Origin of the sequence: Silicimonas algicola (assembly GCF_003970735.1) — a bacterium.
GTDB classification, from domain to species: Bacteria; Pseudomonadota; Alphaproteobacteria; order Rhodobacterales; family Rhodobacteraceae; genus Silicimonas; species Silicimonas algicola.
This window is the reverse complement of the sequence record NZ_CP034588.1, coordinates 541,870-565,632: the sequence shown is the minus strand read 5'-3', so window position 1 is coordinate 565,632 and position 23,763 is coordinate 541,870. Positions and strand designations below refer to the sequence as shown.

The 23,763-nt window shown below is 65.4% G+C and carries 26 protein-coding genes; 14 read left to right on the top strand and 12 right to left on the bottom strand.

The genetic code is table 11. The features are described from left to right. The first annotated feature begins 42 nt into the window (after positions 1–42). Positions 43–423 (top strand): cupredoxin domain-containing protein, encoded by a 381-nt coding sequence (locus EF888_RS02830; protein ID WP_109757354.1) that lies wholly within the window; start codon positions 43–45, stop codon positions 421–423. Here the strand turns inward: EF888_RS02830 and argE are convergent. Further along, on the bottom strand, positions 420–1,589 hold the full coding sequence (gene argE / locus EF888_RS02825) for an acetylornithine deacetylase (RefSeq protein WP_109757353.1): 1,170 nt from the start codon (positions 1,587–1,589) through the stop codon (positions 420–422). The two genes, EF888_RS02830 and argE, sit on opposite strands and share 4 nt — an antisense overlap. Positions 1,590–1,688: 99 nt before the next feature. On the opposite strand from argE, the gene EF888_RS02820 reads away from it, so the two are divergent. Next, positions 1,689–2,198, top strand: coding sequence for a DUF421 domain-containing protein (locus EF888_RS02820; RefSeq protein ID WP_109757352.1), 510 nt, complete (start codon positions 1,689–1,691; stop codon positions 2,196–2,198). A 2-nt stretch (positions 2,199–2,200) separates the two neighbouring features. Here EF888_RS02820 and EF888_RS02815 read toward each other — a convergent pair whose 3' ends face one another. Then, on the bottom strand, positions 2,201–4,042 hold the full coding sequence (locus tag EF888_RS02815; RefSeq protein ID WP_109757925.1) for an ABC transporter ATP-binding protein: 1,842 nt from the start codon (positions 4,040–4,042) through the stop codon (positions 2,201–2,203). Between the two features lie 321 nt (positions 4,043–4,363). Here EF888_RS02815 and EF888_RS02810 point away from each other — a divergent pair, with 321 nt between their 5' ends. Genes EF888_RS02810 through EF888_RS02800 form a run of 3 tightly spaced genes read left to right on the top strand, consistent with a single transcriptional unit; the run spans position 4,364 to position 8,106 of the window. Beyond that, complete coding sequence (locus EF888_RS02810) at positions 4,364–6,076, top strand: peptide ABC transporter substrate-binding protein (protein WP_109757351.1); 1,713 nt, start codon at positions 4,364–4,366, stop codon at positions 6,074–6,076. A gap of 58 nt (positions 6,077–6,134) precedes the next feature. After that, complete coding sequence (locus tag EF888_RS02805; protein ID WP_109757350.1) at positions 6,135–7,157, top strand: ABC transporter permease; 1,023 nt, start codon at positions 6,135–6,137, stop codon at positions 7,155–7,157. Further along, a complete protein-coding gene (locus tag EF888_RS02800; protein ID WP_109757349.1) occupies positions 7,150–8,106 on the top strand; it encodes an ABC transporter permease in 957 nt (318 codons plus the stop codon). Before EF888_RS02805 ends, EF888_RS02800 begins: the two co-directional genes overlap by 8 nt. Positions 8,107–8,113: 7 nt before the next feature. Here EF888_RS02800 and EF888_RS02795 read toward each other — a convergent pair whose 3' ends face one another. Then, positions 8,114–9,394 carry a DUF3422 family protein gene (locus tag EF888_RS02795; protein ID WP_109757348.1) on the bottom strand — a complete coding sequence of 427 codons (1,281 nt, stop codon included), beginning with the start codon at positions 9,392–9,394 and terminating at the stop codon, positions 8,114–8,116. Between the two features lie 111 nt (positions 9,395–9,505). On the opposite strand from EF888_RS02795, the gene EF888_RS02790 reads away from it, so the two are divergent. Further along, a complete protein-coding gene (locus EF888_RS02790; RefSeq protein WP_109757347.1) occupies positions 9,506–10,303 on the top strand; it encodes an enoyl-CoA hydratase in 798 nt (265 codons plus the stop codon). On the opposite strand, the gene EF888_RS02785 is transcribed toward EF888_RS02790, so the two are convergent. After that, complete coding sequence (locus tag EF888_RS02785) at positions 10,300–10,725, bottom strand: CoA-binding protein (protein ID WP_109757346.1); 426 nt, start codon at positions 10,723–10,725, stop codon at positions 10,300–10,302. The two genes, EF888_RS02790 and EF888_RS02785, sit on opposite strands and share 4 nt — an antisense overlap. A gap of 186 nt (positions 10,726–10,911) precedes the next feature. Between EF888_RS02785 and EF888_RS02780 the strand changes: the two genes are divergently transcribed. Both EF888_RS02780 and EF888_RS02775 read left to right on the top strand, forming a co-directional pair. Next, the gene (locus tag EF888_RS02780; protein WP_109757345.1) at positions 10,912–11,913 is read left to right on the top strand and encodes a hypothetical protein; all 1,002 of its coding nucleotides are present in this window, start codon (positions 10,912–10,914) and stop codon (positions 11,911–11,913) included. A 65-nt stretch (positions 11,914–11,978) separates the two neighbouring features. Beyond that, positions 11,979–13,268, top strand: coding sequence for an O-acetylhomoserine aminocarboxypropyltransferase/cysteine synthase family protein (locus EF888_RS02775; protein ID WP_109757344.1), 1,290 nt, complete (start codon positions 11,979–11,981; stop codon positions 13,266–13,268). Positions 13,269–13,338: 70 nt separating this feature from the next. On the opposite strand, the gene EF888_RS02770 is transcribed toward EF888_RS02775, so the two are convergent. After that, positions 13,339–14,082 carry a pyridoxine 5'-phosphate synthase gene (locus tag EF888_RS02770; protein WP_109757343.1) on the bottom strand — a complete coding sequence of 248 codons (744 nt, stop codon included), beginning with the start codon at positions 14,080–14,082 and terminating at the stop codon, positions 13,339–13,341. A 69-nt stretch (positions 14,083–14,151) separates the two neighbouring features. On the opposite strand from EF888_RS02770, the gene EF888_RS02765 reads away from it, so the two are divergent. Together EF888_RS02765 and EF888_RS02760 are read left to right on the top strand one after the other, a co-directional pair. Further along, a complete protein-coding gene (locus EF888_RS02765; protein ID WP_109757342.1) occupies positions 14,152–15,012 on the top strand; it encodes an NAD(P)-dependent oxidoreductase in 861 nt (286 codons plus the stop codon). Between the two features lie 2 nt (positions 15,013–15,014). Then, entirely contained in the window at positions 15,015–15,872 is an 858-nt protein-coding gene (locus tag EF888_RS02760; protein WP_206508409.1) for a DMT family transporter, read from the top strand. Here EF888_RS02760 and EF888_RS02755 read toward each other — a convergent pair. From EF888_RS02755 to EF888_RS02740, 4 genes are all read right to left on the bottom strand, one after another. Beyond that, entirely contained in the window at positions 15,842–16,306 is a 465-nt protein-coding gene (locus EF888_RS02755; RefSeq protein WP_109757341.1) for an NUDIX domain-containing protein, read from the bottom strand. The two genes, EF888_RS02760 and EF888_RS02755, sit on opposite strands and share 31 nt — an antisense overlap. Then, a complete protein-coding gene (locus EF888_RS02750; protein WP_109757340.1) occupies positions 16,303–17,400 on the bottom strand; it encodes a 5-(carboxyamino)imidazole ribonucleotide synthase in 1,098 nt (365 codons plus the stop codon). The genes EF888_RS02755 and EF888_RS02750 overlap by 4 nt, the downstream gene beginning before the upstream one ends. Beyond that, positions 17,393–17,878 (bottom strand): 5-(carboxyamino)imidazole ribonucleotide mutase, encoded by a 486-nt coding sequence (gene purE, locus EF888_RS02745; protein ID WP_109757339.1) that lies wholly within the window; start codon positions 17,876–17,878, stop codon positions 17,393–17,395. Before purE ends, EF888_RS02750 begins: the two co-directional genes overlap by 8 nt. 67 nt (positions 17,879–17,945) lie before the next feature. Then, complete coding sequence (locus tag EF888_RS02740; RefSeq protein ID WP_109757338.1) at positions 17,946–18,167, bottom strand: YdcH family protein; 222 nt, start codon at positions 18,165–18,167, stop codon at positions 17,946–17,948. A 161-nt stretch (positions 18,168–18,328) separates the two neighbouring features. On the opposite strand from EF888_RS02740, the gene EF888_RS02735 reads away from it, so the two are divergent. The 3 genes from EF888_RS02735 to speD all read left to right on the top strand — a co-directional run bounded on the left by EF888_RS02735 (position 18,329) and on the right by speD (position 19,496). Then, the gene (locus tag EF888_RS02735; protein ID WP_109757337.1) at positions 18,329–18,739 is read left to right on the top strand and encodes an Hsp20 family protein; all 411 of its coding nucleotides are present in this window, start codon (positions 18,329–18,331) and stop codon (positions 18,737–18,739) included. A 6-nt stretch (positions 18,740–18,745) separates the two neighbouring features. Beyond that, positions 18,746–18,973, top strand: a complete 228-nt coding sequence (locus tag EF888_RS02730; protein WP_109757336.1) for a DUF1150 family protein — start codon at positions 18,746–18,748, stop codon at positions 18,971–18,973. Between the two features lie 106 nt (positions 18,974–19,079). Further along, the gene (gene speD / locus EF888_RS02725) at positions 19,080–19,496 is read left to right on the top strand and encodes an adenosylmethionine decarboxylase (protein ID WP_241239779.1); all 417 of its coding nucleotides are present in this window, start codon (positions 19,080–19,082) and stop codon (positions 19,494–19,496) included. Between the two features lie 54 nt (positions 19,497–19,550). On the opposite strand, the gene groL is transcribed toward speD, so the two are convergent. Beyond that, positions 19,551–21,188: a chaperonin GroEL gene (gene groL, locus EF888_RS02720; protein ID WP_109757334.1), complete on the bottom strand. Its 1,638-nt coding sequence runs from the start codon at positions 21,186–21,188 to the stop codon at positions 19,551–19,553. Between the two features lie 52 nt (positions 21,189–21,240). Next, on the bottom strand, positions 21,241–21,552 hold the full coding sequence (locus EF888_RS02715) for a co-chaperone GroES (RefSeq protein WP_109757333.1): 312 nt from the start codon (positions 21,550–21,552) through the stop codon (positions 21,241–21,243). A gap of 177 nt (positions 21,553–21,729) precedes the next feature. On the opposite strand from EF888_RS02715, the gene EF888_RS02710 reads away from it, so the two are divergent. Continuing rightward, on the top strand, positions 21,730–22,719 hold the full coding sequence (locus tag EF888_RS02710) for a TraB/GumN family protein (protein ID WP_126918475.1): 990 nt from the start codon (positions 21,730–21,732) through the stop codon (positions 22,717–22,719). Here the strand turns inward: EF888_RS02710 and EF888_RS02705 are convergent. After that, positions 22,698–23,618: a DMT family transporter gene (locus EF888_RS02705; RefSeq protein WP_241239778.1), complete on the bottom strand. Its 921-nt coding sequence runs from the start codon at positions 23,616–23,618 to the stop codon at positions 22,698–22,700. The genes EF888_RS02710 and EF888_RS02705 overlap by 22 nt on opposite strands. Positions 23,619–23,763 lie beyond the last annotated feature (145 nt).

The following is a 23,763-nucleotide window of genomic DNA, read 5'->3' as shown; positions in this document are numbered from 1 at the left end:
CTAGAATACCGTCCAACTGCCACCCCGCCGAAAGGTACGACCATGTCTGCCCGTCCCTTCCTCCTCCTGGCACCCCTCGCGATCCTTGCCGCCTGCGCGACCTCGGGCCCCGCCGTCGACGGACGTCAGCCCGCCAACGTCGATGCCGTGGTCGACATGACACCGGTCCTGCGATTTTCGCCCAACCAATTGAAAATAAAGGCTGGCGACACGGTGGAGTTCCGCAACATCTCGGCGTTCACCCACACCGTGTCCAGCCGCGCCAGCGCCATCCCGGCCGGCGCCGTGCCGTTCAACTCCGGCCAGATCAAGGGCGGCGGCACCTATCGCCACACCTTCACCGTCCCTGGCACCTACAACTATTTCTGTGATCCCCATCACAGCGCGGGAATGACCGGGGTGATCGTCGTCTCAGCCTCCTAGGCGCAGAGGTCGTCGATCACCCGAGACAGGAATGCCTCGCCAGCCTCAAGCTGAGAAATCTCAATGAATTCATCGGCCTGATGCGCCTGCGCGATATCGCCCGGCCCGCAGACGACGGCCGAGAAGCCCGCGTCCTGAAAGTGCCCGGCCTCGGTGCCATAGCTGACGACATGCTCGCCGTTGTCGCCCGTGATCGACCGCACCAGCCGCTCTGCCGCGCCATCCGTCTCGGGCCTCAGGCCCGGTACGCCGAAGAACGGATTGAGGTAAATGCCCGACGCTGGCGCCACCGCCTTCATGCCAGCCTCGACCTCGGCGACCTTGTCGCGGAACCACTCTTTCCAGACCTCTTCGTCGTCATCCGGGACGAAGCGCCAGTCGATCGGGAAGTGACAGTCCCCCGCCGTGATGTTGTGCGCGGTGCCGCCCCTGATCTCGCCCACATGCAGCGTCGTCCACGGCGGCTCGAAGATCGAGGCGATGGCCGAAGGGTTCTTCGCACGGTTCAAGTCGTTCATTTCATTGGCCCAAACGATCAGCTTGGCCGCCTCCATGATCGCGTTCACGCCGCGGTGCATGATCGACGAATGGACCTCGTGCCCCTCGACATGGACGTCGAAACCAGTGCCCCCCTTGTGCCCTGTGACGCACTTCATCATCGACGGCTCGCCGATGATCGCGATTGCGGCGCGGGGCAGCCCGGCCTCGTCCATCGCGCGGATGAGGGGCGGCGCGCCCATGCAGCCGATCTCTTCATCGTAGGACAGCGCGATCTGCAGGGGCCGCACAAGGCCAGCATCCTTCGCCCGGACAAGCGCATGGATCGCCAGCGCATCGAATCCCTTCATGTCACAGGATCCGCGGCCATACAGCCGGCCGTCGCGCTCGATCAGCGTCCACGGATCGGTCGACCAGTCCTGCCCCTCGACGGGTACGACATCCGTGTGCCCCGACAGTACGATGCCGCCAGCGACCTCGGGACCGACCGAGCAGAACAGGGCGTGTTTTGTCGGATCGCCCTCTTTCGGGGCCCGGTGAACCTTCAGTCCATGCGCCGTAAGGTACCCCTCGACCCAGTCGATCAGCGGCAGGTTGGTCCCGTGGCTTACCGTGGGAAAGGCAACGAGGCGCTCAAGGATGGCGCGCGGCGACAGCACGTCAGGCATGGGTCGTGTCCTAGCAGGGTCGGACGACGTTAGGCGAAAGGGCAAGACGGGTTCAAGTCGGCTCGCGGAACTCGCGGCGGTGAGAGCCGTTCACCTGCCATGTTCGTTGACAATTCCTTCATGGACGCCGTCTTGCGCGGCACCGTTCTGTCTGCGGTGGGCCTCACCTGGATCGTGTTCCTCGTCCGGATCGTGGGACTGTCCTCGTTCTCCAAGATGACCAACTTCGACTTCGTGATGACCATCGCCATGGGCTCCCTGCTGGCCACCTCCAGTCAGTCGGAGACGTGGCTGGCCTTCGCACAGTCCCTCGCCGCGATAGCGACCCTGTTCGCGGTTCAGGTGATCCTGGCAAAAGCGCGGCTTCGGTGGCCGCGCGTGCGTCGGACCCTACAGAACCGGCCGGTCCTCCTGATGCGGGACGGCCATTTCCTCGAACACGAGATGCGTGCGCAGCGCGTTTCGCGCGGCGACCTGCTCGAGAAACTGCGCGGCGCCAATGTCAGCGATCTTTCGACCGTGAAGGCCGTGGTCCTCGAAACGACGGGAGACGTGTCGGTCCTGCACGGCGACCCGGTCAGCGAGGCTCTCGTGTCAAATGTGGCGTGACATCAGTCGCGGTCGAAACCGCCCCATCCGCCTTTCAGAACGTGGTGGCCCGGCGTCACCTCCTCGTACGTTGAAGGCTCGGGTACATGACCAACCGGGAAGATGGGCGACGGGATCGGCTTGAAGTTCAGATCCTTCTCGGTCTTGCGCCGCCTCGGATCGGCGACCGGCACGGCCTTCAATAGGGCCTGCGTATACGGGTGCCGTGGGTCCTCGAAGATCGCCGAGCGGGGTCCCAGTTCGACGATCCGCCCCAGGTACATGACGCCGACGGAATGACTGACACGCTCGACCACGGCCATGTCGTGGCTGATGAACAGCATCGAGATCCCGAGGTCGGCCTGAAGCTCCATCAGAAGGTTCAGGACTTGCGCCTGCACCGAGACGTCGAGCGCCGAGACCGCCTCGTCCGCGATGATGAGCTTGGGATTGAGGGCGAGCGCGCGCGCAATGGCGACGCGCTGGCGTTGTCCGCCAGACAATTCATGCGGATAGCGGCGCAGGAAACTACGGGGAAGCTCCACCCGGTCGAAAAGCTTCGCCACCTTCTCGGCGCGTTCGCCGGCCGTTCCGATCCCGAAGTTATGCAGCGGTTCGGCCACCTGGTCGGCCAGTCGCATCTGAGGATTGAGCGAGGCGAAGGGATCCTGGAAGATCATCTGCATATCCCGGCGCGCCAGTCGCAGCTCCTCTGGCCCGAAATCCATGACGTTCTCGCCGTCGAGCAGGACGTCGCCCGCCTGAGGCTCGACCAGCCGCAGGATCGAGCGTCCGCAGGTCGACTTGCCGCAGCCCGACTCTCCGACAAGGGACAGCGTCTCACCGGATTTCACCTGGAACGAGACGTCCTCGACCGCATGTACGTTGGCCACGGTGCGGCGGAAGAAGCCGCCCTTCACGGGGAAGCGCGTCGTCAGGTGCCGGACATCCAGAAGAACCTTGTCCTCCTGCACGACGATCGGCCGGATGGCGTCGTTGTCCGATCCCATCAACCGCATCGGCTCGGGCGCGGACTTGCCGGTCATCTCTCCCAGCTTCGGCACGGCGGCGAGAAGCGACTTCGTGTAGTCGTGCTGCGGGTTCTCGAAGATCTCCTCGACCGTCCCCTCCTCGACCTTCCTGCCGCGATACATGACCACGACCCGGTCGGCCATCTGGGCCACGACTGCCATGTCGTGGGTGATGAAGAGAACCGCCGTCCCCGTCTCGCGCTTCAGACGGTCGATAAGCGCGAGGATCTCGGCCTGGATCGTCACGTCGAGCGCGGTCGTCGGTTCGTCGGCAATCAGAAGCCTGGGCTCGCATGCCAGCGTCATGGCGATCACGACCCGCTGACGCATCCCACCGGACAGTTCGTGCGGGTACTGCGTCAGGCGACGCTCCGGCTCGGGGATCCGCACCTGGCGCAGAAGATCGAGCGCACGCTCGGTCGCGGCCTCCTTCGACATTCCGAGATGGACGCGAAGCCCTTCGGTCAACTGGCGACCGACGGTGAAGACGGGATTGAGCGAGGTCATCGGCTCCTGAAAGATCATGCCGATCTCGTTGCCGCGGATCGTCCGCATCAGCCCGTCGCCCGCGCCGGCCACGTCGATCACGCCGCCGTGGCTCTCGCCCCTGTCGAACAGAAGCTGGCCCCTGGTGATCTGGCCACCGCCGAATTCCACCAGACGCATGAGCGAAAGGGACGACACCGACTTGCCGGACCCCGATTCGCCGACGACGCAGACCGTCTCTCCGGGCGCGATCTCGAAGCTTACGTCCTCGACCCCCGGAACGGGACCGTCCTTGGTCTGGAACTCGACGCGCAGGTTGCGCAACGAGACGAGCGGCCGGTCCAGCATGTCTTGGTCCCCGATCAAGGCGTTGCCGATCACGCTAAGCGTCTGGCGGAACACCTGTCAAACGCGGTTCCCTGCGCTTTGCGCGTTTCGCGGGCATCTGACCGATCCGTGGCGTCTTTTTGAACAGTAACCTCGCGGCACCGCTTGCAATATGTTGACCTTTTAGTCGAAGCTTTCGCTGTCCGTGTCCCCGGGTGGGACGATCAACGACGAAAAGCCGAAGGTAGTGCGCAAACCGCAACCTGCCCAATCCAGATCGCACCATATCCGCGCCTCACGGGCGGATACCCGGACACGTTCGATTCCAACAAGGAGTGAGACATGAGACTCAAGACAGCCCTACTCGGGGCGGCCGCGCTCGCTGCGCTGGCCCCGACCGCATTCGCCGCGGGGCACGAGGGCCCGCGCGGCCGCGATGGCGAAGTGAAGATCATCTACTGGCAAGCGCCCTCGATCATGAACCCGTTCCTGTCGGGCGGCACCAAGGACATCGAGGCCGCCTCGATGGTTGTCGAACCGCTGGCCCGCTATGACCCCGAGGGCACCATGCTGCCCTGGCTGGTGGAAGAGATTCCCACGGTCGAGAACGGCGGCGTGACCGAAGACCTGACGCAGATCACCTGGAAGATCACGCCCGGCCTCACCTGGTCGGACGGCACGCCCTTCACCTCGGCCGACGTCAAGTTCACCTACGACTACTGCACACATCCCGAAGGCGGCTGCGCGCAGGCGACCAAGTTCGAAGGTGTCGCCAGCGTCGAGACGCCCGATGAGCAGACCGTCGTCGTCAACTTCGACGGGCCGACCCCCTTCCCCTATGGCCCCTTCGTGGGCAACGAGAGCCCGATCATCCAGGCCGCCCAGTTCGCCGACTGCATGGGTGCGAAAGCCCCCGAGTGTACGGAGGCCAACTTCAAGCCGATCGGCACGGGGCCCTTCGTCGTCACAGAGTTCAAGCCGAACGACGTGATCTCGATGGTCGCCAACGAGAACTACCGAGTGGACGGCAAGCCGGCCTTCGCGACGGTGACGTTCAAGGGCGGCGGCGACGCGGCCGCGGCGGGTCGCGCGGTCATGGAAACGGGTGAGTACGACTATGCCTGGAACCTCCAGCTTGCGCCCGACGTCATCGCGACGATGGAGCAGGGGGGCAAGGGCAAGCCGGTCGTGGGCTTCGGCACGCTGGTCGAACGCATCATGCTGAACCACACCAACCCCGACCCGTCGCTCGGCGCTGAAGAGCGTGCCGTGGTCCGGCCGCACCCCTTCCTTCAGGACCCTGCCGTCTACAAGGCGCTGTCCATGGCGATCGACCGCGCGCTTCTGGTCGAAGTGGGCTATGGTCAGGCCGGTCGCGTGACCTGCAACTGGGTTCCCGCGCCGCAGCTCTATGCCTCGACGTCGATGACCTGCGACACGCAGGACATCGAAGGCGCGAAGAAGCTTCTCGACGACGCCGGCATCGTCGACACCGACGGCGACGGCATCCGCGAGAAGGACGGCGTTCCGCTCGCGATCCTGTTCCAGTCGTCGACCAACGCCGTCCGTCAGGACTTCCAGGCGCTGATCAAGGACTGGTGGGAGCAGATCGGCCTGTCGGTCGAGCTTCGCAACGTCGACTCGTCGGTGTTCTTCGGCGGCGATCCGGGCAGCCCGGACACGTTCCAGAAGTTCTATGCCGACGTGCAGATGTACGCCAACAACTTCGCCGGAACCGACCCCCAAGCCTACCTGGGCAACGGTCTCTGCGACAAGGCGCCGACCCCGGCGTCACAGTGGCAAGGCGAGAACATCTCGCGCTTCTGCATGGAAGAGTACGATGCGCTCCACAAGGAGCTTGCCGCCACGGGCGACCTCGAGGAGCGTGGTCGCATCGCGAAGGAACTGAACGACATGGCCGTCGCCAACGGGATGATGATCCCGCTTGTCGACCGCGGTCGCCTGTCCGCACATTCCGTCACACTCGGCGGTGTTGACCTCAACACCTGGGACTCCGAGCTCTGGAACGTCGCCGACTGGTATCGGATCAAGTGATCCGACCACTTGTCGCCCCGGCCCTGCGCCGGGGCGACGCCTTGGGACGCGGGGCGACATGCTGACCTATACCTTCCGACGGCTGGCGATGAGCGTGCCGACGCTCCTCTTCATAAGCCTCGCCATCTTCCTTCTCCTGAAGCTGGCCCCCGGCGATCCGGTCGCCAACCAACCGCTGACCATCCCTCCCGAGGTGCGCCAGAAGATGCGCGAGGCGCTCGGCTACGATCAGCCGCTCGTGGTGCAGTACTGGAAGTGGCTGGTGCAGTTCTTCTGGGTCGAACCTCTGGTCCTGACCGACCACATCTTCGGAACGAATTTTTCGGACGGCAAGCTGCGCATCCTCTCCTGGCAGCACCGCGCCCCTGTCATGGACATCGTCGTCCAGCGCCTTCCGCAGACCCTCTGGGTCGTCGGCACGGCCTACGTCGTCGCCATCCTCATCGCCCTGCCGATCGGCATATATTCGGCCTATCGCCAATATTCCGTCTTCGACAACGCCGGCACCTTCGTGTCGATGGTCGGCTTCTCGATGCCGCCGTTCTTCTCGGGCGTGCTCCTGATCGTCATCTTCTCGGTCAACATGCCGAGGGACAGCTTCTGGTGGTTTCCCTCGATCTACGACACGACGCTGAGGGTCACGAGCTGGGACACCTTCCAGGCCCAGATCCGGCAGATGGTGCTGCCCGTCATGGTGCTGGCGCTCCAGATCACCTCTCAGCTTTCGCGCTTCATGCGCGCCTCGATGCTGGACAACCTGAACCAGGATTATGTCCGCACGGCGCGCGCCAAGGGTCTGTCCGAGTGGGTGGTCGTGATGATCCACGTCCTGCGCAACTCGATGATACCCGTCGTGACGGTGATCGCACTCGGCATCCCGACGATCTTCGGCGGCGCGATCATCACTGAGCGGGTGTTCAAGGTGAACGGCATCGGCGACCAGCTGATCGGCGCACTTTTCGCCAGTGACATACCGACGGTGATGACGCTGACCTTCATCTTCGCGATCCTGATCGTGGTCTTCAACCTGATCGCCGACATCCTCTACGGCATCCTCGACCCGAGGATCCGCTATGACTGAAGTCCTGGCCGAGGCCATCATCACAGAGCCGCACCCGGCCACCAACAAGTGGGCAGACGTCTGGCGGCAGTTCAGCCATCACAAGGGTGCGCTGATCGGGCTTCTGTTCTTCGCGTTCATCACGCTCTTCGTCCTTATCGGCCCCTACATCTGGACGCTCGATCCCAACAAGCTCGACATCCGCGCGAAGGACATGCGGCCGATCTATACCGTCCTCTGGAACGGTGAGGCCAGGGTGGGTTGGAACCACCCCCTCGGAACCGACAACCTGGGCAAGGATCTGCTGGCGCAGCTCATGCAGGGCGGTCGCACGTCGATGGCGGTCGGCTGGACGGGCATGGTTCTGGCGCTGTTCATCGGTGCGCTGATCGGTGTCGTCGCGGGCTTCTTCCGCCGGCTCGACGGGCCCCTGATGCGGTTCACCGACCTTGTCCTGTCACTACCGATTCTGCCGCTCCTTCTTGTCGCCGTGACGCTGTTCCGGGAAAGCCTCAGCCAGATGCTGGGGATCGAGACGGGAATGTTCATCCTGATCGTCACGATCATCGGCCTGACAAGCTGGATGCAAACCGCGCGGATCGTCCGTGGAGACGTGCTGGCCCTCAAGGAGCGAGAGTTCATCCTTGCCGCCCGATCCATCGGCACGCCGAACAACAAGATCATCACGCGGCATATCCTGCCGAACGTACTGTCGCCGATCATGGTGTCGGCGACATTGGGCCTTGCGACCGCGATCATCACCGAAAGTGCCCTGTCCTTTCTCGGCGTCGGATTCCCGCCGGACTTCCCGACCTGGGGCAAACAGCTTGCCGACGCGGTTCCGCGCATGACCGAATATCCCGAACGCGTCGTCCTTCCGGGTCTGGCGATCTCGCTTACGGTCCTCAGCGTGAACTACATCGGCGATGGCCTTCGCGATGCTCTCGACCCACGCATCCGGGGTCGTTGACCGTTCGTCAGCGCATCCCCTTGCGAATACGTCGGATCATCGCCCAGACCAGAAGCACGACAAGAGGCGTGAGAATGGCGGTCGCGACAGCCTTGGACATCCCGGCGGGTTCCAGAAGCGGATAGGCGACGTAGCCCGCGAGGTTCACGGCATAGTAGCTGATCGCCACCACCGACAGACCCTCGACCGTGTGCTGAAGCCGAAGCTGAAGGTCCGCCCGCCGGTCCATGGAGGCGAGCAAAGCCTGATTCTGCGCCGACCTCTCGACATCGACCCGCGTCCGCAAGAGGTTCGCGGCGCGTGTCGCCCTGTCGGCCATCGACGCAAGCCGCGCCTCGGTCGCCTTGACCGTTCGCATCGCGGGATCGAAACGGCGCATCATGAACTCTGCAAAGGTCTGTCGGCCGCCGAACCGCGTTTCCCGCAGGATACCGATGCGCTGATGGACCAGAGCCTCGTAGGCCGTCGTCGCACCGAAGCGGAACGACGTACGCGTCAGAAGAGTTTCGAGCTCTGCCGAGACTTTCAGAAGATCCCTCAGCGTCGCCTCCGGAAGCGCCGTATCGCCCGACATCTCGGCCATCAAACGCGTCAGCTCCCCGTCGATCGCGCCCAGCCTCGGCGAGATATGACGGCTGCGCGCAAGGCCCAGCATCGACATGGTCTTGTAGGTCTCGATCTCGCACATGCGCTGCACAACGCGCCCGGTCCGCCGCTCTCCCATCTCGGGGCGGACGAAAAGAGCAAAACGCATGTGGCCCGCAGGATCGATGCGGAAATCGCCCGCCATCACTGCCTCGCCGTCCAGAACCTCGCTCGCCGCAAGGCTTTCCGGGACGAACCAAGCGTCCAGCTTGTCGGGTATGGCGACGCGGTCCTTGGCGACCTCGATACGGATCAGGGCGGACGTAATCCGCTCGCCGGGAGCGCGGTCCAGCCAGTCCTGTGGAAAGACCGAAAAGGTCGCCGCATCGAAAGGTCGATCCGCGACGCCAGGGCCGAAGATGGTGTAGGTGACGAACTCCGTGTGGTTCTCCCACTTGAGCTGATGCCGCCCTATCTCGCCGAACCAGTGAGTTGCGCCCGGCTGCGGGTGCGGCGCACCGAAGCGGTCGAGAAGCTCGATCAGGTGCGCCCGGTCAAGATCGCGGTCCCGCGCGGCCGCATCGACCGGACGCTTGACCGCCAGAAAAGCCGCGCGGCACGGGGCCTTGAGGGCCGGGAAGGGTCGCGCGTGCAACTCGTTCGCAAGGGGATAGCGCAGGTCGTGGTCGCGGATCGTGGACATGGGATGCCTCTCGGTTCACGCGAAGCCTAGCCCGAGACGCGGCACAACCGAACGCGGAATTTTGACGCAGAATCTGGAACTTATCCGTGTGCCGTGGTATACGGCCCGACGATGACCGACACCATCCTGATCGAACGCCGCCATGACCGCATCGCCGAGCTGCGGTTGAACCGCCCGGAGGCCCGGAACGCCCTGTCGAGGGAGCTGATCGGCGCCCTCGACGAGGCCGTGACCCGCCTGGGGAAGGACCCCGGCATCCACGTCATCGTCATCTTCGCCGATGGGACGGCCTTCTGCGCCGGACACGATCTGCGCGAGATACGTGCCGCGCGCGCCGGGCCCGACGAGGGTCGGCTGTTCTTCGAAGAACTGATGGCCGCCTGCTCGGACCTCATGCGGCGCATCGTTCTCTGCCCCAAACCCGTGATCGCCGGGGTTGCCGGCATCGCCACCGCCGCCGGATGTCAGCTTGTCGCCAGTTGCGATCTGGCCGTGGCCTCGACCGAAGCGGGTTTCGCCACGCCGGGCGTCGATATCGGGCTCTTCTGCTCGACGCCGATGGTTGCCCTGACCCGCAACGTGGGCCGCAAAGCGGCGATGGAGATGCTTCTGACGGGCGACCCCGTGTCTGCGGCACGCGCCTTGGAGCTTGGCCTCGTCAACCGCGTCGTCGACGCGGATCGGCTGGAAGACGAGACCCTGGCACTCGCCGCCCGTATCGCGGCCAAATCGCCCAGAACGCTCAGGATCGGCAAGCGCGCTTTCTACGAGCAGGCCGAAATGCCCCTGGCCGAGGCCTATGCCCACACTGCACGAGTGATGGTCGCGAACCTGCTGGAACAGGACGCGAAGGAAGGCATCGGCGCCTTTCTCGACAAGCGCCCGCCCTCATGGGAGCCGCTGTCCTAGCGTCCCAGCCGTCGCAACTCGATCGCAGGGCAACGGTCCATCACGACCTTCAGACCCGCGTCCTCGGCCAGCCGCGCCGCGTCGGGATCGACGAGGTCGAGTTGCGTCCAGAGCACCCTCGCCCCGATTGCGACCGCCTGATCCGCGACGCCCTTCAAAGCTGATCTTTCGCGAAACACGTCCACCATGTCGACCGGCCCGTCAATGTCGGCGAGGGTGGCGACGACCTTGCGGTCGAGGATCTCCTTGCCCGCCTGTCCGGGATTGACCGGGATGACGTTGTAACCCGCCGCGATCAGCCGGCGCATGACTCCATAGCTCGGCCGTCCCGGCTTGGGAGACGCGCCCACGACGGCGATCGTCTTCACTTCGTCCAGGATGTCGCGGATGTAATAGGGCGGGTAAGGGGCTGCATGATCCATGCCTCTTGTGCATCAGAGCCCGCTCCTGACATCAAGAGCAGTTTAGACGAATGATCGGCAGATTCCCCCGGAGCGATCACCCTTTGTCCAGACCCTTCGCGCCGTCGGCACACCCGGCCCCCCGCGCGGCGCAGGTTGTGTGACCCGCCGAACAGCGCCATGATGCGGCGGGAGCGGGGAAGGAACATGCCGGACAACGGGCAGTCGGGGACATTCGACATCGTCATCGTGGCGCAGGCGGGCCGCCTGACCTACGAAGCCGTCCTTCTGGCCGCCTCGCTGCGTCACGCCGCGCCGGGGTTCGCGGGTCGCCTGATCGTGGCCGAACCGCGGCCCGGCCCCCTCTGGCCCGAAGACCCCCGGATGACGGACGAAACGGCCCTTGCCGCCCTGCGACGGCTGGACGCCGAGATCGTGCCATTCGAGAACCAGCATTTCGGCGCAAGCTATCCGCAAGGCAACAAGGTCGAGGCGCTGGCCGCCCTCCCCGAAGGCCGTCCCTTCGTGTTCCTCGACACAGACACGCTGATCCTGGGCGACATCGCTTCCGTCCTCTTCGACTTCAACCGGCCATCCGCCTCGATGGCGCGCGAGAACACCTGGCCCGAACCCCCGCTCTACGGGCCCGGATATGGCGGCATCTGGCGTGCGCTCTACGACCGGTTCGACATTCCCTTCGAGCCGACGCTCGACCTGGCCGAACCCGACGAGCACTGGCGGCGGTATCTCTATTTCAACGCTGGCTGGTTCTTTCATCGCGATCCCCGCGTCTTCAGCGGAGAGATGATCCGCGTGATGACCGCCATCCGCGACGACCCTCTCCCCGAACTCGCAAGCCAGGCGATCTATCCCTGGCTCGATCAGATCGCGCTGCCGCTCGTCATCGCCAAGCTCGGCGGTGGACGACCCGGGCCGGAGCTTGCCGGTCTCGACGGCGACGTAACCTGTCACTGGCGCGCCCTGCCCCTCCTCTACGCCAAGGCCCCCGACAGCGTGCTGTCCCTCCTGTCCGAGGTGACGCGGCCGAATTGGGTCAAGAAGGCTCTGAAGGGACATCCGCCCTTCCGCCGCATGATCTTCCAGAACCGGGGCGACAAGGTGCGGGCGCTTTTCGACCAGACGCGCCTGCCGCCGAGCGAGAAGCCAATCCGAAACCGCATCAAGCGCGAAGGCCTGTGGATGCGCTGACCGTCGACGCGCGCGCGGAGGCAGGTTAGAGAAGGCGAAGAATAATCCATCAGGGAGGGACACCCATGTCCGACAGACAGCAGGGTTTCGACACGCTTCAGGTCCATGCCGGCAACACTCCGGACGCGGCGACGGGCGCGCGGCAGGTGCCAATCTACCAGACCACGGCCTTCGTTTTCAAGGACGCGGCCCACGCCGCGCGGCTCTTCAACCTCGAAGAGGTCGGCTACATCTACTCGCGCCTGACCAACCCAACCGTTTCGGCGCTGGCCGAGAGGATCGTGGCACTCGAAGGCGGCGTCGGCGGCATCTGCTGCTCGTCGGGTCACGCGGCGCAGATCATGGCGCTCTTCCCGCTGATGATGCCCGGCTGCAACGTGGTCGCCTCGACGCGGCTCTACGGTGGCACCTATACGCAGCTCACCCAGACCATCCGCCGCTTCGGCTGGTCGGCCAAGCTCATCGACTTCGACGATCTGGACGCCGTGAAAGCCGCCATCGACGAGAACACCCGCGCGATCTTCTGCGAGTCGATCGCGAACCCGGGCGGCTATGTCACCGACCTCGACGCCATCGGAAAGCTCGCCGACGAGGTCGGCCTGCCGCTGATCGTCGACAACACCTCGGCCTCGCCCTATCTCTGCCGGCCGATCGAGTTCGGCGCGACGCTGGTGGTGCATTCGACCACGAAGTACCTCACCGGCAACGGCACCGTCACGGGCGGCGCCATCGTCGATTCCGGCAAGTTCGACTGGTCGGCCTCGGGCAAGTTCCCTTCGCTGTCCGAACCCGAAACCGCCTACCACGGGCTGAACTTCCACGGCGCGCTCGGTCCGATGGCCTTCACGTTCCATTCCATCGCCGTGGGCCTGCGCGATCTCGGCATGACGATGAACCCGCAAGGCGCGCACTACACGCTGATGGGGATCGAGACGCTGTCGCTCAGGATGCAGAAGCACGTCGCCAACGCCGAGAAGGTCGCGGCCTGGCTCGAGGCCGACGACCGCATCGAAAGCGTCACCTACGCCGGGCTGCCGTCCTCCCCCTATCACGACCGGGCGAAGCGCATCTGCCCGAAGGGCGCCGGCGCGCTCTTCACCTTCGCGATCAAGGGCGGCTACGACGCCGCGGTGAAGCTCGTCGATGCGCTGGAGCTGTTCAGCCACGTCGCCAACCTCGGCGACGCGCGGTCTCTGGTGATCCACTCGGCCTCGACCACGCACCGCCAGCTTTCGGATGAACAGCGGGTGGCCTCGGGTGCGCTGCCGAACGTGGTCCGGCTGTCGATCGGGATCGAGGATGTCGAGGACATCATCGCCGATCTCGACCAAGCCCTGGCGAAGGCAGTGGATTAAGAGACCTGGCGGACGGCATTTCGCCGGTCCGCAAATATCCTGGGGGTCCGGGGGCAACGCCTCCGGGACTTCAGCCCCGCGCCGCGTCCATCAACCGGCGCATCTCGGCGATCGAGGCATCGAGCCCGAGGAAAATCGCCTCTCCCACCAGGAAATGCCCGATGTTCAGCTCGCGCACCTCCGGGAGAGCCGCGACCGGTGCAACCGTGTCATAGGTGAGGCCATGTCCGGCGTGGACCTCAAGCCCGAGCGAATGAGCGAACGAAGCCATATCGCGCAGCCGCTCCAGTTCGTCGTCTCGCTCTGCAAACCTGCCCTCGGCATGGGCGTCGCAATAGGCGCCCGTGTGCAGTTCCACCACCGCCGCGCCGATCCGGTGCGCCGCCTCGATCTGGCGGCGGTCGGCGGCGATGAAGATGGACACCCGGCAGCCCGCGTCCCGCAAGGGAGCGATGAAATGTGCAAGCCGGTTCTCGTCCTTCGCAACCTCCAGCCCGCCTTCGGTCGTCCGCTCCTCGCGCTTCTCGGGGACGATGCACACGGCGTGGGGACGGTGGCGCAGGGCGATGAGCTGCATTTCCTCGGTGGCCGCCATCTCGAAGTTCAGGGGCACCGTCAGCGCCTCGGTCAGTCGTTCGATGTCACGGTCGGTGATGTGGCGGCGATCCTCGCGCAGGTGGGCCGTGATGCCGTCCGCGCCCGCCGCCTCGGCCTGTTTCGCCGCGCGCACCGGGTCTGGATAGTCACCGCCGCGCGCATTGCGCACGGTCGCCACATGGTCGATGTTGACGCCCAACCTAAGGTGATCCGACATGCCGCCGCTCCTTCCGTTCGGGTGGGACGTTAGGCAAGGGGCCCGAGGCTGTCCATAAGGGGGTGCGCCATGGCGGAGAGGATCGGGATCGCGGGTCTCGGGAGGATGGGCGCAGCCCTCGCCGCCAAGTCCGTGGCCGAGGGCTTCGCGACGGCCGGGTGGTCCCGTTCAGGAGGCGACGCTGCCTTGGCGAAGCGGAGCGGCTATGCCCTGATGTCCGATCTGAGCGCACTGGTCGAGGAGTCCGACATCCTGATCCTGTCGCTCTTCGACGACGGGGCAGTCGATGCTGTTCTGTCCGCCCTCGCCGGTCACGACCTGTCCGGACGGCTCGTCGTCGAGACGTCGACCGTGTCACCCGATCTCGTGCGCCGCCATGCCGAGCGGATCGAAGCCGCCGGGGGCAGATTGATGGACGCCCCGATCTCCGGCGGCCCCGAGATGGTGGCGGCAGGCAGCATGGGCCTCTTCCTGGGCGGCGCCGAGGCGGACGTGGCGCGGTTCCGGCGCGTGGCCGACATCCTGTCGAACAGGGTCGTCACGATAGGTCCCTTGGGTGCGGGTATCGCCGCGAAGATCGTCAACAACGTCTCCCTCGCCGGATCCTACGCGGCGACACCCGACGCAATGCGGCTGGGGCGGGCCATGGGCCTCGACCTCGCCACGATGGCCGCCTTCCTGGCCGAAAGCCCGGGTACGACCCCGATGGTCAAGTCGCGGCTCCCGGCGATGCTCGGTCAGGACGCGACGGTCGGCTTTTCGATCGACGGCGCCCTGAAGGACGCGGCCGTTTTTCTGGGCGAGGGTGCGTCCCACGGGCTGGACCTGCCCGCGATGGCCCAAATGGCTCGGCTGTTCGAACTCGCCCGAGAGGCGGGACTGGGCGACCGTGACGTGGCGGCCGTCGCCCGGTTCGTGCTGGAGGACTGAGGGTGCGCCTCGCCCTCCTCGTGGCGCTGACGATGGTGGCCTTCGCGGCGAATTCACTTCTCAATCGAGCCGCCCTGCTTGATCCCGGCACCGGCCCGGCCGCCTTCGCCGCCCTCCGGATCGTCTCGGGGGCCACCTGTCTTGCGGCGCTCGCGCTCTGGACGACCGGCCTCCCGGTCTTGTCCGGGCGGCGTCGCCTGATCGGCACGGCGTCCTTGTCGGCCTACATGCTGGGCTTCTCCTTCGCCTATACGGCCCTCGCTGCGGGCACCGGGGCGCTGATCCTGTTCGGCGGCGTGCAGATCACCATGTTCGCCGGCGCCCTTGCCCTGGGCGAACGGCCTGCCCCTGCCCGCTGGCTGGGATCCGCTGCGGCACTGACGGGGCTGGCCTGGCTTCTCCTGCCGGGAGCCTCCGGGGCACCGTCCGTCCTGCCCGCACTGTCCATGGCCGTCGCCGCCGTCGGATGGGGCGTCTACTCGCTGAACGGACGCGGCGTCGCCCGTCCCCTGGCCGAGACGGCGGCGAATTTCCTTCTGGCGGCACCTGTGGCGCTTGCCGCCTGGCTGATCGTACTGGATGGGCTGACCGCGAAAGGCGCGGGCCTCGCCGTCCTGTCGGGTGCGGTGACGTCGGGTCTGGGCTATGCCCTCTGGTACACGGTTCTTCCCCGCCTCGACGCCTCGGTCGCCGCGCTGACGCAACTGACGGTGCCGGTTATCGCTCTGCTGGGCGGTGCCGCTCTTCTGGGCGAGGTACCGGACGCGAGGTTGATCGTTGCCAGCGCGGTCGTTCTGGGAGGCGTCGCCTTCGGCGTCCTCGGAGGCCGTCAGCGGACCGCGAGTTCGAGAGGGTCGTAGAAGGCTTCCAGCGCCGCGCCGTCCCAGGCGACCTGCGGCAGGCTGTCCGGCTTGAACCGTCGAGACTTCAATTCCTCCCGCGTCAGCCAAAGGCGCTCGGTCACGACGCCCTCGGGGTCGGTCCAGTCTCCGAACGGATCGCCTGCGATGATGGTGCAGCGGAAGTAGACGTCGACCTGGTGGAATCCGCGGGACGGGTCGTGGAACTCGTTCACCATGACCACGCCTCCCACCTCCACCGTCAGCCCCGTCTCCTCGTGGATTTCCCGCGCGAGGTTCTCGGGCAGCGATGTGCCTCTATCGACACCCCCGCCAGGCGCGCAGAGGAGGTCGCTTTGTCCGTCCGGCCATGCGTTGACGAGAAGCAGCCGGTCGTTATGCAGGATCAGGCCCCGGACGGCGACCCGCGGTGTGGGGTCGTCGAGAAAGCTCACCTGTCGCGGGCCGGGCCGGTGATGCGCGTGACGTGCCCCATCTTCCGCCCCGGCCTGGCCTCGGCCTTGCCGTAGAGATGAAGCCGCGCACCCGCTTCTCCCGCGATGTCCGCGACCGAAGCCACGTCGTCGCCGACCAGGTTCGTCATGACCACGTCGGAATGGCGCATCGGATCGACCAGCGGCCAGCCCGCGACCGCGCGGATGTGCTGCTCGAACTGGTCCACGACCGCGCCCGCTTCGGTCCAGTGGCCCGAGTTATGGACGCGTGGCGCGATCTCGTTCACCACGAGGCCCGCGTCGGTCTCGAAAAGCTCGACCCCCATGACACCGACAAAGTCGAGCGCGACGAGAATGGTTCGCGCGATGGCATAGGCTTCGGCACGGGTGTCGTCGTCGATGGCGGCGGGAACGGTGGTGGTGTGAAGGATGCCGTCCCTGTGGACGTTTTCGCCCGGCTCGAAGCAGACGATCTCTTCGTCGCTTCCGCGCGCCCCTATGACGCTGATCTCGCGCCGGAAGGTGACGAAGCCTTCGAGGACCGCCGGCGCGCCCTGCATCGTCTCGAGGGCGGCGGGTCCGTCGACGTGGCTGTCGATCCGCGCCTGGCCCTTGCCGTCGTAGCCAAGACGCCGTGTCTTCAGGATGGCTGGCAGGCCGACGCTGGCCATCGCCATTGCCAGTTCTCCCGCCGCGTCCGACGCCGAAGGATTGACGGTCGCAAAAGGCGCCACTGTCAGACCGATCTCGGTCAAGAACGTCTTCTCGTCCAGCCGGTCCTGGCTGACCGACAGCGCCTGACGGTTCGGGCGGATGGGAACAAGCGCCTCGATCCGGTCCAGCGCCTCGGCCGGGACGTTCTCGAACTCGTAGGTCACGACGTCGACGCCCGACGCGAAGCGTTCCAGCGCATCGGCGTCGTCGTAGCCGGCGGTGAACGTCAACTCGGCCACCTCGCCTGCGGGCGGCCGCGCTCCTGGTTCGTAGATGTGGACGCGGAAGCCCAGCCGCGCGGCGGCCATCGCCAGCATCCGGCCAAGCTGGCCGCCGCCGAGGATGCCGATCGTCTGGCCGGGGCGAAGGGGGTCAGTCATCCTGCGGCTCCTCCGGGATCGACGCCGACAGCGCGGCACGCCAGTCGTCGATGCGCCGCGCAAGAGTGTCGTCCTCAAGTGCCAGGATCTGCGCTGCCATGAGGCCCGCGTTCATCGCGCCGGCCTCGCCGATGGCCATTGTCGCGACGGGGAAACCGCGGGGCATCTGGAGAATGGAATAAAGGCTGTCGACCCCGTTCAGGGCGCGCGTCTGTACCGGGACGCCGATGACGGGAAGGCGCGTCTTGGACGCGATCATGCCCGGCAGGTGCGCCGCACCGCCCGCGCCGGCGATGATGACCTTCAGTCCGCGCTCGACGGCCGACGTGCCGTAGTCCCACAGCCGATCCGGTGTCCGGTGCGCCGACACGATCCTCGTTTCGTGCGCCACGCCGAACTCGGTCAGTATGGCTGCGGCGGGCTTCAACGTCGGCCAGTCGGATTGGCTGCCCATGATGATCCCGACCGTCGTTGTCATCGCTCTGCCCTTGCCCGTGTCCGACACCCGGCGGACCCTAGCGGCAGCGGGCCGGACCCGCAATCGGTCAGGCGATGATGTCGGGTGTCAGACGATCCTCGAGCTGCGCGATCTTGTCCTTGATGTACAGCTTCTGCTTCTTCAGCCGCCGGATCGTCAGCTGGTCTCCCGCCGTCGCCTCGAGCGCCGAGATGGCGACGTCCAGGTCCCGATGCTCGCGCTTGAACTCTTCGAGCTCGACGCGAAGAACGTCGTCCGTCTCCATCTGCCGGGTTGTCTGTTTGTTCATGCGTCTTATTCCGCTCGAGATGCCTTAAAATAGCGGTAACGGAGTCGTTCCGCCAAGGCCCATTAACCCTTGCGTTACGAATTACGCTCTCCATATCTTGGGGGAAGAAACGCGGTCGCCGTTCGGGGCCGCATCGCATCGTCGCTTGAATGAGGACGACCATGAGCAAACTGACCCTGGGGACACACCCCTTTCTTCTGGGCTTCGATCATCTCGAACGCCTGGTCGAGCGGACCGCCAAGTCCGAGAACGGCTATCCGCCCTACAACATCGAGCAGGTCGGCGAGAATGCCTTCCGCATCACGCTTGCGGTCGCGGGATTCGCTCAGGACGACCTGTCCATCACTATCGAGCACAGGCAGCTCGTGGTGCGCGGAAAGCAGATCGCCGACGATGAGGGCCGCGTCTTTCTGCATCGCGGCATCGCGGCGCGTCAGTTCCAGCGGACCTTTTTGCTGGCCGATGGCGTTGAGGTTTCGGGCGCAGCGACGGCCAATGGTCTCTTGCACATCGACCTTGCTCGGGCCCAGCCCGAAAGCGTCGTGCAGACAATTCGCATCGAGAAGGGGTAAGGGATCATGAATACACCATTCGATTTCAAGGAACACGATATGGAAAGACTGGTCTACGTCCGCCCGGTGGACGTGTCGGACCTGCCCAAGGACATGCAGGGGCAGGCCGAAGGTCGCGACCAGGTCTATGCCGTCCACTCCGCAAACGGCGAGCGTCTGGCTCTCGTGCGGGATCGTAGCCTCGCCTTCATCCTCGCGCGGCAGAACGATCTGGCGCCCGTCAACGTCCACTGACGCAACATTGATCCGGAGGGGCGGCCCTGGTGCCGCCCTTTCCGTTTCCGGTTGACCCCCCTGCCCCGCGTCGGACACGTTTCGACCAAAGCGGCACGGGCGCATGATGGACACCGGAACTCTCACCCCCTCCCACACTCAACCGGGCGCCCCCGATCACCTCGTGCGGCGGGGACCTCGCGCCTTTGCCGGAGTTCATCTCCTGATCGACGTCAGGAACGGACGGGGCTTCGACGACGAGGCCCGCGTGAGGCAGGCGATTGTCGACTGCGTGTCGGCCTGCGGCGCGACGCTGCTCCATCTCCACACGCACCGCTTTTCACCGCATGGAATCACCGGCGTCGCGGTGCTGGCAGAAAGCCATATCGCCGCCCACACCTGGCCCGAGCACGGCTATGCCGCCTTCGACATCTTCATGTGCGGGTCAGGCCGGCCCGAGGAGGCGATAGCCGTTCTCGCGCGCGCATTCGAGACAGAGGACATCGGCGTGCGAGAAGTCCTGCGTGGAGAAGTCACCGTCTGACAAAGAAAAGGGCGCCACGAGGGCGCCCTTTCCGTCAAGCCGTCGGAACGGCTGTTACATCATGCCGCCCATGCCGCCCATGTCGGGCATGCCGCCGCCAGCGGATTCCTTCTGCGGCCGGTCCGCCACCATCGCTTCGGTGGTGATGAGCAGGCCCGCGATGGACGCGGCGTCCTCGAGTGCGGTGCGGACGACCTTCGCGGGGTCGATCACGCCGAACTTGAAGAGGTCGCCATACTCTTCGGTCTGAGCGTTGAAGCCGAAGGACAGGTCCGAGGATTCCCGGATCTTGCCGGCAACGACCGCGCCGTCGACGCCCGCGTTTTCGGCGATCTGACGCAGCGGAGCTTCGAGCGCACGGCGGACGATGGCAATGCCCGCGTCCTGGTCGCTGTTCTCGCCCTTGACGCCATCCAGCTTCTTGCCAGCCTGAACCAGAGCCACGCCGCCGCCGACGACGATGCCTTCCTGGACCGCAGCGCGGGTCGCGTTCAGCGCGTCGTCGACGCGGTCCTTGCGCTCCTTCACCTCGATCTCGGTCATGCCGCCGACGCGGATGACGGCAACGCCGCCCGCCAGCTTCGCAACACGCTCCTGCAGCTTCTCGCGGTCATAGTCCGAGGTGGTTTCCTCGACCTGCTGACGGATCTGCGAGACGCGGGCCTCGATCTCGGCCTTCTCGCCGCCACCGTCGATGATGGTGGTGTCGTCCTTCTTGATCAGGACGCGCTTGGCGGAACCCAGCATGTCGAGCGTGACGCTCTCGAGCTTCATGCCCAGGTCTTCCGAGATCACCTGGCCGCCCGTCAGGATCGCGATGTCCTGAAGCATGGCCTTCCGACGATCGCCGAAGCCCGGCGCCTTGACGGCGGCGATCTTCAGGCCGCCGCGCAGCTTGTTCACGACGAGCGTGGCCAGAGCCTCGCCCTCGACGTCCTCGGCGATGATGAGGAGCGGCTTCTGCGACTGGATGACCGACTCGAGCAGCGGAACCATCGGCTGAAGCGACGACAGCTTCTTCTCGTGGAGAAGGATGAGGCAGTCGTCCAGCTCGGCGGACATCTTCTCGGGGTTGGTCACGAAGTAGGGCGAGAGATAGCCGCGGTCGAACTGCATGCCTTCGACGACCTCGGTCTCGGTCTCGAGGCCCTTGTTCTCTTCGACGGTGATGACGCCGTCGTTGCCGACCTTCTGCATCGCGTCGGCGATCTGGCGGCCGATCTCGCTTTCGCCGTTGGCCGAAATGGTGCCGACCTGCGCGACTTCGGCGCTGTCGGTCACGTCACGGGCAGCGGCCTTAATGGCTGCGACGACCTTCGAGACGGCGAGGTCGATCCCCCGCTTGAGGTCCATCGGGTTCATGCCGGCCGCGACCGACTTCATGCCCTCGGTCACGAGAGCCTGGGCCAGCACGGTGGCGGTGGTGGTGCCGTCGCCGGCTTCGTCATTGGTGCGAGAGGCGACTTCTTTCACCATCTGCGCGCCCATGTTCTCGAACCGGTCTTCCAGTTCGATTTCCTTCGCAACCGTCACACCGTCTTTGGTGATGCGCGGAGCGCCGAAGGATTTCTCAAGCACCACGTTGCGGCCTTTCGGGCCGAGCGTGACTTTTACCGCGTTTGCAAGGGTGTTCACACCCTTCAGCATGCGGTTACGGGCATCGGTATCGAATCTGACGTCCTTAGCAGCCATGTCGCTTGCTCCTGAATTTCTATGTTTGGATCAGATGATGCGGAAAGACCGCTCAGGCGGCTTTCACGGCGGAGGCGGCTTCGAGGATCCCGAGGATGTCGGTTTCCTTCATGATCAGAAGCTCGTCGCCGTCGATGGTGACCTCGGTGCCCGACCATTTGCCGAACAGGATGCGGTCGCCGACCTTGACATCCATCGCGATCCGATCGCCGTCTTCGTCCTTCGAGCCGGCTCCGACCGCAACGACCTCGCCCTCGGCGGGCTTTTCCTTGGCGTTGTCGGGGATGATCAGACCACCCTTGGTCTTCTCGGTGCCCTCGACGCGGCGGACGAGGACGCGATCGTGAAGCGGGGTAAATGCCATTTTGAACGCTCCTTGGTTCAGATTTCTCCCTTTAGCACTCGCCAGGGCAGAGTGCTAACGAGCTGCAGATAGGCAAAGGTTGGCTGCGTGTCAACGGCAAGGATCACATTCCTGCGATGCCTTTTTTATGACAAGGATCGTCGCCAGATAACAGTGGACCAGATTGGAGACAACCGCATGATCCGCGTGCTAGCCGCCGCCCTGTCCGCCCTGACGATGAGCCTCGCACCCGGTCTCGCCGCCGCACAGAGTTGCGGCACCGAAGACCTTATCGCAGGCCTCGACGCCGCGCAGAAGGCCCGGCTCGACGCGCTGGTCGCCGAGCATCCCTTCGCCGAAGGCACGCTTTTCCGCGCCTCGAAGGACGGCAGCGACGTCGTGGTGGTCGGCACCATTCACCTTCCGGATCCTCGTCTCCAACCCCTGGTCGATGCGCTCGAGGCAGAGGTTCGGGCGGCGGACCTTCTGATCCTCGAGGCATCTGCCGAAGACGAGGCAGGGCTCGCCACGCTGGCGGCCACGAAGCCCGAGATGTTTTTTCTGACCGAGGGCCCGACCCTGATCGACATGCTGACCGAAGCCGAGTGGTCGGAAGTCACGGATCGCCTCTCGGCCATTGGCGTCCCCGGGTTCATGGCAGCGAAGTTCCAGCCCTGGTATCTGTCGATGACGCTTGCGGTCCCGCCATGCGCGATGACGCTGCTCCAGCAAGGCCAGGTCGGCCTCGACCGGCAGCTCGAGATCATCGCGACCGACGCGCAGGTGCAGGTCGCGACCCTCGACGACGCCGAGGCGCTTCTGAAACTCTTTTCGGACGAGCCGATGGACGCGCAGCTCGACGGGCTTCGGGTGACGCTTGAAACGCAGGCCGACGGAAACGCGTCGACCTCGACGCTGATCGAGGCCTACTTCGACGGTCGCGTCCGCGAGGCCTGGGAATTCGGACGCATCCAGATCGAGGATGCGGGCGTGGAAAACGGCGCCGAGATGTTCGAGGAGGTCAACCAGTCGCTCCTCGTCGGCCGCAACCAGTCCTGGGAGCCGCTGATCGTCGACATGGTCGACGGCAAGAACGCCGTGATCGCCGTCGGCGCGGCACACCTGTCGGGCGAATCCGGCGTGTTGAGATCGCTGGAGCGCGCGGGCTACGACATCGCCCCGTTCTGACCGGCGGCGGCACGCCTCTTGGCCAGTTGCTCGCGGTGAAGCATGTAGAGCCCCGTCCCTATGATTATGGCCGTGCCGACCCAGGTCCATCCGTCGGGAAACTGCCCGAAGACGAGATAGCCGTACATCGTGCCCCAGATGATCAGCGAATACTGAACCGGCGCCACGACCACCGCGAGAGCGATCTCGAGCGACTTTATCACGCAAAGTTCCGCCAGGGCCGCGAGAACCGCGATACTGACGCAGAGCGCGATCTCGAGGCCGGTCTCCGGCCAGCGCCAGATGAACGGCAGGGGTATGGTCAGGACGGCGCTTCCGACAAAGGCGGTATAGGCGATGGTCGTCGCGGTCTTGTCGGTGCGCGACAAGGCCCGGGAGATGATCTGCCGGACCGAGAACAACGTCGCCGCGACGATCACCAGAAGGGCAGCCGGATGCATGACGCCAAAGCCGGGGCGGATGACGACGAGGGTCCCGAGAAAGCCCGCCCCGACCGCGATCCACCGCCGCATCCCCACAGGCTCGCGCAGCAGGAACGCGGCCATGATCGTCACGATGAAGGGCGCCACGAAGCTGATCGCCACGGCATCGGCGAGTGGAATGTAACTCACCGCGAAGATGAAGATCGTCGCGGACGCCGCCGCGCAAGCCCCGCGCGCGATCTGCATCCCGGGGCTCGTCGTCGCCAGAAGCTGCGGTCCCTTCAGAACGATCAGAACCAACGCCGCGATCAGCAGTCCGAGTTGCCGGATCCAGACGATCTGGACCGGATGCATGGTCTCGGTGAGGAACTTGGCCTGCGTGTCGACGGCCGAGAAGAGGAACATGCCGGCCGCCATGAGCGCGAGGCCGCGTCCGTTTCTCAGCGCAACAGGGTCCGCCGTCGAGACCGGCGCCATGGGGGCGTTGGTGACCAGGGTCTTGCTCCTAGTGGGAAAGCCCGCCCATAGACACCGGATCCCGACAGGGGCGCAAGGCCCGCGCGGGCCCTTCCGGCTTGACAGCGGGACACGGCGCGCCTATCCCCCGCCCGACCTCCGGGAG

Excerpts from the sequence above, each read along its gene's own strand:
- groL (WP_109757334.1), bottom strand. The coding sequence starts at position 21,188 with ATGGCTGCTAAGGACGTCAGATTCGATACCGATGCCCGTAACCGCATG.
- EF888_RS02770 (WP_109757343.1), bottom strand. The coding sequence starts at position 14,082 with ATGTCGGATCACCTTAGGTTGGGCGTCAACATCGACCATGTGGCGACC.
- purE (WP_109757339.1), bottom strand. The coding sequence starts at position 17,878 with ATGACAACGACGGTCGGGATCATCATGGGCAGCCAATCCGACTGGCCG.
- EF888_RS02820 (WP_109757352.1), top strand. The coding sequence starts at position 1,689 with ATGTTCGTTGACAATTCCTTCATGGACGCCGTCTTGCGCGGCACCGTT.
- EF888_RS02710 (WP_126918475.1), top strand. The coding sequence starts at position 21,730 with ATGATCCGCGTGCTAGCCGCCGCCCTGTCCGCCCTGACGATGAGCCTC.
- EF888_RS02830 (WP_109757354.1), top strand. The coding sequence starts at position 43 with ATGTCTGCCCGTCCCTTCCTCCTCCTGGCACCCCTCGCGATCCTTGCC.
- argE (WP_109757353.1), bottom strand. The coding sequence starts at position 1,589 with ATGCCTGACGTGCTGTCGCCGCGCGCCATCCTTGAGCGCCTCGTTGCC.
- EF888_RS02810 (WP_109757351.1), top strand. The coding sequence starts at position 4,364 with ATGAGACTCAAGACAGCCCTACTCGGGGCGGCCGCGCTCGCTGCGCTG.
- EF888_RS02780 (WP_109757345.1), top strand. The coding sequence starts at position 10,912 with ATGCCGGACAACGGGCAGTCGGGGACATTCGACATCGTCATCGTGGCG.
- EF888_RS02795 (WP_109757348.1), bottom strand. The coding sequence starts at position 9,394 with ATGTCCACGATCCGCGACCACGACCTGCGCTATCCCCTTGCGAACGAG.
- EF888_RS02815 (WP_109757925.1), bottom strand. The coding sequence starts at position 4,042 with ATGCTGGACCGGCCGCTCGTCTCGTTGCGCAACCTGCGCGTCGAGTTC.
- EF888_RS02730 (WP_109757336.1), top strand. The coding sequence starts at position 18,746 with ATGAATACACCATTCGATTTCAAGGAACACGATATGGAAAGACTGGTC.
- EF888_RS02805 (WP_109757350.1), top strand. The coding sequence starts at position 6,135 with ATGCTGACCTATACCTTCCGACGGCTGGCGATGAGCGTGCCGACGCTC.
- speD (WP_241239779.1), top strand. The coding sequence starts at position 19,080 with ATGGACACCGGAACTCTCACCCCCTCCCACACTCAACCGGGCGCCCCC.
- EF888_RS02800 (WP_109757349.1), top strand. The coding sequence starts at position 7,150 with ATGACTGAAGTCCTGGCCGAGGCCATCATCACAGAGCCGCACCCGGCC.
- EF888_RS02785 (WP_109757346.1), bottom strand. The coding sequence starts at position 10,725 with ATGGATCATGCAGCCCCTTACCCGCCCTATTACATCCGCGACATCCTG.
- EF888_RS02715 (WP_109757333.1), bottom strand. The coding sequence starts at position 21,552 with ATGGCATTTACCCCGCTTCACGATCGCGTCCTCGTCCGCCGCGTCGAG.
- EF888_RS02750 (WP_109757340.1), bottom strand. The coding sequence starts at position 17,400 with ATGACTGACCCCCTTCGCCCCGGCCAGACGATCGGCATCCTCGGCGGC.
- EF888_RS02790 (WP_109757347.1), top strand. The coding sequence starts at position 9,506 with ATGACCGACACCATCCTGATCGAACGCCGCCATGACCGCATCGCCGAG.
- EF888_RS02775 (WP_109757344.1), top strand. The coding sequence starts at position 11,979 with ATGTCCGACAGACAGCAGGGTTTCGACACGCTTCAGGTCCATGCCGGC.
- EF888_RS02735 (WP_109757337.1), top strand. The coding sequence starts at position 18,329 with ATGAGCAAACTGACCCTGGGGACACACCCCTTTCTTCTGGGCTTCGAT.
- EF888_RS02740 (WP_109757338.1), bottom strand. The coding sequence starts at position 18,167 with ATGAACAAACAGACAACCCGGCAGATGGAGACGGACGACGTTCTTCGC.
- EF888_RS02705 (WP_241239778.1), bottom strand. The coding sequence starts at position 23,618 with ATGGCGCCGGTCTCGACGGCGGACCCTGTTGCGCTGAGAAACGGACGC.
- EF888_RS02765 (WP_109757342.1), top strand. The coding sequence starts at position 14,152 with ATGGCGGAGAGGATCGGGATCGCGGGTCTCGGGAGGATGGGCGCAGCC.